The organism is Nioella sp., assembly GCF_964229645.1.
Taxonomy (GTDB): domain Bacteria; phylum Pseudomonadota; class Alphaproteobacteria; order Rhodobacterales; family Rhodobacteraceae; genus Nioella.
Genome location: NZ_CAXREX010000118.1, coordinates 1 through 7,999, shown reverse-complemented (window position 1 = coordinate 7,999; position 7,999 = coordinate 1). Strand labels below are relative to the sequence as shown.

At 66.5% G+C, this 7,999-nt stretch carries 8 protein-coding genes and 1 pseudogene; 5 read left to right on the top strand and 4 right to left on the bottom strand.

What is annotated here, in order from left to right:
* Nucleotides 1-489: pseudogene (locus ACEQXV_RS08205) on the top strand (beta-ketoacyl synthase); the annotation flags it as partial.
* Nucleotides 490-569: 80 nt separating this feature from the next.
* On the opposite strand, the gene ACEQXV_RS08200 reads toward ACEQXV_RS08205, so the two are convergent.
* Nucleotides 570-1,214: an invasion associated locus B family protein gene (locus ACEQXV_RS08200; protein ID WP_370268676.1), complete on the bottom strand. Its 645-nt coding sequence runs from the start codon at nt 1,212-1,214 to the stop codon at nt 570-572.
* Nucleotides 1,215-1,687: 473 nt separating this feature from the next.
* Between ACEQXV_RS08200 and ACEQXV_RS08195 the strand changes: the two genes are divergently transcribed.
* The 4 genes from ACEQXV_RS08195 to ACEQXV_RS08180 all read left to right on the top strand — a co-directional run bounded on the left by ACEQXV_RS08195 (nt 1,688) and on the right by ACEQXV_RS08180 (nt 6,838).
* Nucleotides 1,688-3,280 carry a helicase HerA-like domain-containing protein gene (locus ACEQXV_RS08195; protein WP_370268674.1) on the top strand — a complete coding sequence of 531 codons (1,593 nt, stop codon included), beginning with the start codon at nt 1,688-1,690 and terminating at the stop codon, nt 3,278-3,280.
* 261 nt (nt 3,281-3,541) lie between these two features.
* Nucleotides 3,542-5,515, top strand: a complete 1,974-nt coding sequence (locus tag ACEQXV_RS08190) for a heme lyase CcmF/NrfE family subunit (protein ID WP_370268672.1) — start codon at nt 3,542-3,544, stop codon at nt 5,513-5,515.
* The gene (locus tag ACEQXV_RS08185) at nt 5,512-5,979 is read left to right on the top strand and encodes a cytochrome c-type biogenesis protein CcmH (RefSeq protein WP_370268671.1); all 468 of its coding nucleotides are present in this window, start codon (nt 5,512-5,514) and stop codon (nt 5,977-5,979) included. Before ACEQXV_RS08190 ends, ACEQXV_RS08185 begins: the two co-directional genes overlap by 4 nt.
* 82 nt (nt 5,980-6,061) lie before the next feature.
* The gene (locus tag ACEQXV_RS08180) at nt 6,062-6,838 is read left to right on the top strand and encodes an enoyl-CoA hydratase-related protein (protein ID WP_370252528.1); all 777 of its coding nucleotides are present in this window, start codon (nt 6,062-6,064) and stop codon (nt 6,836-6,838) included.
* A 106-nt stretch (nt 6,839-6,944) separates the two neighbouring features.
* Here ACEQXV_RS08180 and ACEQXV_RS08175 read toward each other — a convergent pair whose 3' ends face one another.
* From ACEQXV_RS08175 to ACEQXV_RS08165, 3 genes are all read right to left on the bottom strand, one after another.
* Nucleotides 6,945-7,181: a DUF1289 domain-containing protein gene (locus ACEQXV_RS08175; RefSeq protein WP_370252527.1), complete on the bottom strand. Its 237-nt coding sequence runs from the start codon at nt 7,179-7,181 to the stop codon at nt 6,945-6,947.
* Nucleotides 7,178-7,657 carry a Holliday junction resolvase RuvX gene (gene ruvX / locus ACEQXV_RS08170; protein ID WP_370252525.1) on the bottom strand — a complete coding sequence of 160 codons (480 nt, stop codon included), beginning with the start codon at nt 7,655-7,657 and terminating at the stop codon, nt 7,178-7,180. The genes ACEQXV_RS08175 and ruvX overlap by 4 nt, the downstream gene beginning before the upstream one ends.
* Nucleotides 7,654-7,999: tetratricopeptide repeat protein (locus tag ACEQXV_RS08165; protein WP_370268669.1), on the bottom strand; the 346-nt coding region annotated here is incomplete at its 5' end. The genes ACEQXV_RS08165 and ruvX, both read right to left, overlap by 4 nt.

Sequence of the window (7,999 nt, the reverse complement as noted above, 5' to 3'; positions counted from 1 at the left end):
CGCGGCGCCGAGATCCTGGCCGAGGTGGTGGGCTTTGCCATGACCTCGGACGCGGCCGATATCGTGATGCCGTCCAAGCAGGGCGCGGCACGGGCCATTTCAGGCGCGCTGAAAGATGCGCGGATGAACCCCGAGGACGTGTGCTACATCAACGCCCACGGCACCGGGACGGCGGCCAATGACAAGGTCGAATGCGCCGCCGTGGCCGATGTCTTCGGCCACCACGCCGATGACCTGATGATTTCCTCCACCAAGTCGATGCACGGGCATCTGATCGGCGGCACCGGCGCAGTCGAGCTTCTGGCCTGCATCATGGCGCTGACCGACGGGGTGATCGCACCCACGATCAATTACGAGGAACCGGACCCGGAATGCGCGCTCGACGTGGTGCCCAACGTGGCGCGTGAGGCGCAGGTCGGTGCAGTGCTGTCCAATGCCTTCGCTTTCGGCGGGCTGAATGCCGTGCTGGCCCTGCGAAAGGCATCCTGACAGGTTCGTTCCCTTCGGCAAAAGAAAGACCCGCCACGGAGCGATCCGGGCGGGTCCTGGTCTGTCTTGCGGCGGCTTGCTTATTCGGACGCAGCCTCGCCCCCTTCGGCGGCGGCTTCGGCAGCCGCGCGCAGCTGAGCGAGCATGTCTTCATTATAGGCCACCAGCGCCTCGAACCCGGCAGTGAAGCCCGACAGAGACAGGCTCAGCGGCACCAGCTGATCGGGCGCCTGAAGGGGGACGATGCCCACGATGGCCTCGCTTCCGGCGCGGAAGGACTGAATGTCGCCCGCGGTCAGCCCGAGGCGCACGTAGCAGCCGATGCTCTGGCAGAAGCTGAACGGGTAGACACGTGCCTGGCCGCTATCCACGGCAAGGCGCAGCTGGCCGGTCAGCAGCGTGTCGAGCGGGGTGACGATGGTGGCGCCGGCGACCAGTTCGCCTTCGTCGGGAACGTCGAAGAGGTTGAACTCGGCCACCGAGTTGCCCTGGTCATCGGTCAGCAGCTGGTAGAGCTGGCACGGATCGGGCTGGTTTTCCGGGGTCACGATGCAGCGCATCTCCCAGTCGTTGAAGGTCTCGCGGATATAGGTGGAACCAACCTCGGGCTGGCCGAGCGACAGGCCGCCCTGTTCCGAACCGGCGGTGTTGCCCGATTCCTGAGCAGCAAGCGGCAGGGCCAGGCTGGAGGCCAGCACAAGGGCGGTCAGGGAAAGTTTTGTCATAAATGCGCCTCGTCAGTCATCGAGTGGAACATGTCGGAAACTGGCTAGCACGCGCAGGCGGCGCTGTCAGGGGCCATTTTGCGGGAAGGTCGGGCAGGGGGGCGAAATCCCGCCGGGTCGGGGACGGGCGGCTTTGCCGTGCACAAACAAAAAGGGCCCGTGAGCGGGGCCCTTTTCGATTTCTTTTTTCTCTCCCTGTCGGACTGGCCGACTTTCTGGTGGGAACGCTAGGACAGGAGCGCGCAGTCGTCAACAGGGGATTTCGGGTTTTTGGATCAAAAGTCGAACCGCTTTGAGGCCATGGGCCCAACGGAAAAAAACCGCGCCGGGGATGCCGGCGCGGCCAGTTGACAGGGAGGAAGATCATGACCCCCGGGGACGAAGTCCTGCGGGCCATGGACATCAGGCTGGCACAGGATGGTTAAGATTGTATTGTGCCTTGGAGAGAGACTGGACTTCTTTAGGGGCAAGTGATGAGCGAAGGGCTTTTTATCGGTGGCGGCGGCGAGGATTACGGCGTGGCACAGCAACTGCTGCTGAAATATGCCAACCGGCACGGGCTGATCGCCGGGGCGACCGGGACGGGCAAGACCGTGACGCTGCAAATCCTGGCCGAAAGCTTCGCGGCGAATGGGGTGCCGGTCTTCCTGTCGGACGTGAAAGGGGACCTGTCGGGCCTCGGTGCGGCGGGCAGTGAGAGCTTCAAGCTGCATGACGCGTTCATGGAGCGCGCCGCGAAGATCGGATTTGCCGACTACAGCTATTCCGCCTTCCCGGTCACCTTCTGGGACCTCTATGGCGAAGCGGGCCACCCGGTGCGCACGACCGTGTCCGAGATGGGCCCCCTGTTGCTGGCGCGGCTTCTGGAACTGAGCGAGGCGCAGGAGGGCATCCTGAACATCGCCTTCCGCGTGGCCGACGAACAGGGGCTGGCGCTGCTCGATCTCAAGGATCTTCAGTCGCTCCTGGTCTGGGTGGGCGAGAATCGCCAGTCGCTGTCCCTGCGCTATGGAAATGTCTCGACCGCCTCGATCGGTGCGATCCAGCGGCGGCTTCTGGTGCTGGAGGGGCAGGGGGGCGACCGGCTGTTCGGGGAACCGGCGCTGGAACTGGCCGATCTCATGCGCACCGATCTCGATGGGCGCGGGCGGATCAATATCCTGGCCGCGGACAAGTTGATGGCCTCGCCCCGGCTCTACGCAACCTTCCTGCTGTGGCTTCTGTCGGAGCTGTTCGAGGAACTGCCCGAGGTGGGCGACCCCGACAAGCCCAAGCTCGTCTTCTTCTTCGACGAGGCGCATCTTCTGTTCGACGACGCGCCCAAGGCGCTGGTGGACAAGGTGGAACAGGTGGCGCGCCTGATCCGCTCGAAGGGGGTGGGGGTCTATTTCATCACCCAGAATCCCGCCGACGTGCCCGAAGACATCCTGGGCCAGCTTGGCAACCGGGTGCAGCACGCGCTGCGCGCCTTCACTGCCAAGGACCGGCGCGATCTGCGCCAGGCGGCCGAGAACTACCGCGACAACCCCGCCTTCAATATCGAGGACGCGATTCGTGAGGTGGGCGTGGGCGAGGCCGTGACCTCGATGCTGGAACGCAAGGGCGTGCCGGGCATGGCCGAACGCACGCTGATCCGGCCGCCCTCGTCGCAGCTTGGCCCGATCGACCCGGGACTGCGCGAAGAGCTGATCGCGGCTTCGCCCATTGCCGGGAAATACGAGGCGAAGGTCGACCGTGAAAGCGCCTTCGAAATCCTGCAAGCGCGGGCCGAGGCCGCCGCGCGGGAAGCCGAAGAGGCCGAGCTGGCCGAGGAAGAGGCCGAGAGCGCCGCCGAGCGCGAATACCGCACCGGGCGGCGCTATTCCGGCACCCGCGTGGGCCGGTCAAGCGCCCGTGTGACGCGGCCTGAGCGCGAAGAACGGGAAGAGCGGCCGCGCCGGTCCTCCTCGCGCCGCTCCGACAGCGTCGGCACGGCCTTTGCCAAGAGCTTTGCCCGCCAGATCGGCACCCAGACCGGGCGCGCAGTGGTGCGCGGGATCCTGGGTGGGTTGTTTCGCGGGCGATAGGGCGGTTTCGCCGCGCCTTGCGGCGCGTCGACCGGCGAACGGGCCGGCTCACACCCCCTGGCGGGGGCATTCGCCGTCCCGTAGCTGCCGCGGAGCCGTGGCCCGCGCTGCCCCGTCCATTTTGCCCGAGTCTTGTGGGGGAGGGGCGGATGCCTCCGGCGGGGATATTTATGGAACAATGAAGCTCCACGGCGCATTTCCTTTGCGACCGGTTGACGCTTGCCCTTGGCCTTGCCGCAGGGCTGCACTAACGTCTGGCGCATGATCGTAGAACTCGGACATTTCGCCCTCATCCTCGCCTTCGCGGTTTCCGTCTTCCAGACCGTCGTGCCCCTGGTGGGGGCGCATAAGGGCTGGCCTGAATGGATGGCTGCCGCCGCGCCCGCCGCATCGGCGCAATTCCTGCTGACCGCCGTGAGTTTCGGGGCGCTCACCATTGCCTTCGTGACCTCGGATTTCTCGGTCGCGCTGGTCACCAACAACTCGCATACGCTCAAGCCGCTGCTGTACAAGATCACCGGCGTGTGGGGGAATCACGAAGGCTCGCTGCTGCTGTGGGTGCTGATCCTGACGCTCTTTGGCGCGTCGGCCGCCTGGTTCGGGGGCAATCTGCCACCGCGCCTCAGGGCGCGTGTCCTGGGGGTGCAGAGCCTGATCGGCTTGGCCTTCTTTGCCTTCATCCTCTTTACCTCCAACCCCTTCCTGCGGCTGGAGAACCCGCCGATGAACGGGGGCGATCTGAACCCTCTGTTGCAGGACCCCGGGCTCGCCTTCCATCCGCCGTTCCTTTACCTGGGCTACGTGGGGCTCTCGATGGCGTTTTCCTTCGCGGTCGCGGCACTGCTGGAGGGCCGTGTCGATGCGGCCTGGGGCCGGTGGGTACGGCCCTGGACGCTGGCGGCCTGGCTTTTCCTGACCATCGGCATCGGGCTTGGGTCCTGGTGGGCCTATTACGAGCTGGGCTGGGGCGGGTTCTGGTTCTGGGACCCGGTTGAAAACGCAAGCTTCATGCCCTGGCTGATTTCGGCCGCCCTGCTGCATTCGGCGATCGTGGTGGAAAAGCGCGAGGCCCTGAAGAGCTGGACCATCCTATTGGCGATCCTGGCTTTCGGTTTCTCGCTCATTGGCACGTTCATCGTGCGTTCGGGCGTCATCACCTCGGTCCATGCCTTTGCCAACGATCCCGAGCGGGGCGTGTTCATCCTGCTCATCCTGGCCTTCTTCATGGGCGGGGCCTTCCTGCTTTACGCGCTGCGTGCAGGTGCGATGGAGGCCAAGGGCGTCTTCGGGATCGTCAGCCGCGAAAGCGCGCTGGTTCTGAACAACCTGCTTCTGGCGGTGTCGGCCTTCGTGGTCTTCATCGGCACGATCTGGCCGCTTCTGGCCGAGATGTTCTTCGACCGCACCCTGTCGGTCGGTCCGCCCTTCTTCAACGCGGCCTTCACGCCCTTCGTGCTGGTCCTGGCAGTGGTGCTGCCGATCGGGGCGATGCTGCCGTGGAAGCGGGCCAAGATCGCGCGGGCCGCGCGGCCCTTGCTGCCGGCGCTTGTGCTGGCGGTTGCCGGGGCCCTGCTGGCCTATGCGGTCTTCAGCGGGCACTCTGCCATCGGTCCCGTCTTCATCGGGCTGGCCGTCTGGCTGGTGGCGGGGGCCGTGATCGACATCTACGGGCGCACGGGCCGTGGCGCCTTTGGCGCAAGGATCGGGCGGCTCTGGCGGTTGCCACGGGCCGATTGGGGCAAGACCATCGCCCATGCGGGGCTTGGTCTGACCATTTTCGGGGTCGCAGCCCTGGTCACCTACGAGTCGGAGGATATCCGCGTGGCCACCCTGGGCGAGGCCTATACGGTCGGGGCCTACGAGGTGACGCTGACGGATGTGCGCGAGGTCGAGGGTCCGAACTACGTGGCGCTTCAGGGAACGGTCGAGCTGCGGCAGGGCAGGGATCTCATTTCCACCCTCCATCCCGAGCGGCGCTTCTACCCGGTGGCTGGCATGCCCACGACCGAGGCCGCGATCGACAACGGCTTTACCCGGGACGTTTACGTCGTTCTGGGCGATCCGCAGCAGGGCGGCTTCGCGCTGCGCACCTATATCAAGCCCTGGGCAAACTGGATCTGGGGCGGCTCGATCATCATGGCGCTTGGCGGGCTTCTGTCGCTGAGCGACCGGCGCTACCGGGTGGCCGCGGGTGCCCGCCGCCAGCGCACGCCCAAGGGAGTGCCCGCGGAATGAAGCGCCTTGCGATGATCCTGCTCCTGGTGGCCTCGCCCCTCTGGGCGGTGCAACCCGACGAGATCCTGCCCGATCCGGCGATGGAAGCGCGGGCGCGCGACATCTCGGCGGGGCTGCGCTGCCTTGTCTGCCGCAACGAATCGATCGACGAGAGCAACGCGGAGCTGGCCCGAGACCTGCGGCTCCTGGTGCGCGAGCGCCTTCTGGAGGGCGACAGCAATGACGAGGTCGTGGCCTATATCGTCGACCGATACGGCGAATACGTGCTGCTGCGGCCCACGCTGACGGGCTCGAACCTGCTGCTGTGGCTTGCGGGGCCTGCGATGGCGCTCCTGGGTCTTGGGGTGGCGGTGGCCTACCTGCGGCGTCAGTCGCGCCGGCGCGGCGAGGCCGAGGCCGACGCAGCATCCCAAGCGCTGTCGGCGGCCGAACAGGCGCGGCTCGACGAGATCATGAATGACTGACGCGGCGTTCTGCTTTTGCCCGCGCCGGTCCCCTGCCTATCTGGCATTCGAGACCTGAATCAGCAGCCGGAGATTGCGCCGCATGGATTACCAGACCCTCACCAGTGAGCTTTCGGATGGCGTGGCCACCATCACCCTGCGCCGCCCCGACGTGATGAATTCGCTCAACACCCAGATGCGGGCGGAACTGACCCATGCGGTGCAGGAGGCCGGGCGCGCGGCGCGGGTTATCGTGCTGACGGGCGAGGGGCGGGCGTTCTCGGCCGGGCAGGACCTGGGCGATACCGGCAATCTCAATGACCTCAACCTCGAACGGGTGCTGCGCGATGAATATGCGCCGGTGCTGCGGGCCATTGCCGAGGCGCCGGTGCCCGTGATCGCCGCCGTGAACGGAATCGCCGCGGGGGCCGGGGCCAATATCGCTCTGTCCTGTGACATCGTGATTGCTGCCGAAAGCGCGGCCTTCATGCAGGCCTTCGCCAAGATCGGGCTCATCCCCGATGCCGGCGGCACCTATATCCTGCCGCGCAAGGTGGGGCTGGCCAAGGCCATGGGGCTTGCGATGTTCGCCGAGAAGATCACCGCGCGGGAAGCCGACGAGATGGGGCTGATCTGGGAAGCGGTGGATGATGCCAGCTTCGAGGCCCATTGGAAGGCGCGGGCCAAGCACCTGGCCGAAGGGCCAACGCTGGCGTTCCAGCGCATAAAGCAGGCGATGCGCGAAAGCCTTGGCAACGACCTGGAGGCGCAGCTGGCGCTGGAGGCAAAGCTGCAAGGCCAGGCGGGCAAGACCCGCGACTTCAAGGAAGGGGTGCTGGCCTTTCTCGACAAGCGGCCCGCGTCCTTCGAAGGGCGCTGAACCACCTGCCTCCGGGACGTAAAGGAAAGGGCCGGTGACGGCCCTTTTTCACGGCGCGAGGCCCCTCGCGCCAAGACGCCTGCGTCGACGCAGGCGCCACGCCGCCCTAGAGGGAACGCTTGAGCCGCGCAGCTCGACCGCCGCGTCGCTGCTGGATCAGGCCCTGCCGGCCCGGCAACTCGTCCATGATGCGCCTGCGGTCCTCGGGCGACATCCGGCTCCAGGCCCCGATCTCGTCGATCGAGCGCAGGCAGCCGGTGCACAGCCGCGCCTCGGGATGGACCACGCAGATCTTGACACAGGGGCTTTCGATCTCGTCGCGTTTCCAGATCTGATCGGTCATTCAGGCGCGCCTTTCATATGGGCCATCCGGTCCAGCACTCCTTGCAGGATATAGCCCGCCGCCACGTGGTCGATCACCTCTGCGCGACGTTTTCGTGTCGTATCCGCCTCCAAAAGCGCCCTTTCGGCCGCCACCGTGGACAGGCGCTCGTCCCAGAAGGTGATGGGAAGCTCTACAAGCCGGTCGAGATTGCGCGCAAAGGCGCGGGTCGACTGCGCACGCGGGCCTTCGCTGCCATCCATGTTCATGGGCAGGCCAAGCACGATCCCCCCGATCGAGCGATGCGCGATGATCTGCTGCAACTGCGCCGCGTCCTGGGTGAACTTGACCCGGCGCACGGTTTCCAGCGGCGTGGCCACCGACAGGAACGGATCGGACACCGCCACACCGATGGTCTTGGTGCCAAGGTCGAGCCCCATCAGCGCCCGCATGGGCGCAAGCGCTGCGGCGAAGCCCGCGATATCGTCGAAGATCACTCTCCGGCCTCCTCGTCGCCCGTCGCGTCCGGGGCCGCCTGTAGGGCATCGAGCGGGGCGCCCGCGGCCCGGATCACCTCCAGCGCCGAGTCAGAACGCGCGAAGGCCGTCAGGGCCTCCTGGTAGATGGGCAGGGCGCGCTCGGGCTGGCCGAGCGTGATATAGGCCGAGATGAGCCGCGCCCATTCCTCGGGCGTGCCACCCTCGTTGGCCAGCCGTTCGGCAAGCCCCGCCACCATGCCCTCGATCATCGCCTGCCGGTCCTCGGGCGACATGTCCTGAGCTGCCTCGATATCGGCCATCGAGGGCCCGGGGGCCGAGACCTCGGGCGGTTGCGGCAAC